We start from the raw sequence: 824 nt of genomic DNA on the forward strand, positions 1-824 counted from the left end.
ATAATGAACTAGAGGACGAAATGTCTGTAATCATTGTAGGAACTGAGAACCTTGAAAAAGAAATTAAACGGGGTGTACGCTACAACAAACACGGATATGATGAGATTGACAGCCGTTTCGGACGTAATTATATCCACCTTATCGGAGCAACAAAAAAAGACGTTGCCATGGTCTGTCAGGCTAATGGGGTCGATAACAAAAAACTACATACGGACATCTTTAATGAATGTAACCCGATTGCCAAAAAAATTGGTGGTCAGATCATCAAAGTTGTTGAAGATATGCGCCGTGTAAAAAGGATCATTAAACGTGAGAAAATTAAACTTAAACAACACTAAAACAGTAGTATTATGAGCAAACAAATAGTTGTAAATATCGATTCTTTAGTTTCTGGATTGAAGATCGAAGTTCGCCAATGTGGTTGCTGTATGAACGCAGATAAACTCCACACATTTTCAAATGAATTAACATATCAGGTTACGGAATCGTTGCTAAAAGCAATTAAAGCTCTAAGTCGGGAAACTCCATTATCATCACAAGGTAAGCCTTGCAAGCCATAAGTAAGCTATAATAATCTACGTTAGGGTTGTCTGCAATTGCTTTTTTGCAAGATGTTTTAAGCTGCAAAATTTGATTCTCATTTAAATCAAGATTGTACTTATTAACAATATCCAGATATAACCTTTCGTGCAATTCCATATCACTATAATTTAAGTTGGCTGCTCAAATATAGTGATTTTCCTGCCACGGCTTAGCGTGGTTTCGACACCACGGCAGGAGCTAGTAATACAAATAATTTAAAACACTCATAATGACCATAAAAC

At 35.9% G+C, this 824-nt stretch carries 1 protein-coding gene and 1 pseudogene; one reads left to right on the top strand and one right to left on the bottom strand.

Features of this window, described 5'->3' with window-relative positions:
- A pseudogene (locus FOF46_RS30990) lies at positions 1 to 338 on the top strand (ATP-binding protein); the annotation flags it as partial.
- A 163-nt stretch (positions 339 to 501) separates the two neighbouring features.
- Here FOF46_RS30990 and FOF46_RS30995 read toward each other — a convergent pair.
- The gene (locus tag FOF46_RS30995; RefSeq protein WP_143919277.1) at positions 502 to 699 is read right to left on the bottom strand and encodes a hypothetical protein; all 198 of its coding nucleotides are present in this window, start codon (positions 697 to 699) and stop codon (positions 502 to 504) included.
- Between the last annotated feature and the right edge of the window lie 125 nt (positions 700 to 824).

Origin of the sequence: Aquimarina algiphila, from assembly GCF_007489275.1 — a bacterium.
Taxonomy (GTDB): domain Bacteria; phylum Bacteroidota; class Bacteroidia; order Flavobacteriales; family Flavobacteriaceae; genus Aquimarina; species Aquimarina algiphila.

What these genes read in the sequence shown, in the direction of transcription:
- FOF46_RS30995 (WP_143919277.1), bottom strand. Translation starts at nt 699, where the DNA reads ATGGAATTGCACGAAAGGTTATATCTGGATATTGTTAATAAGTACAAT.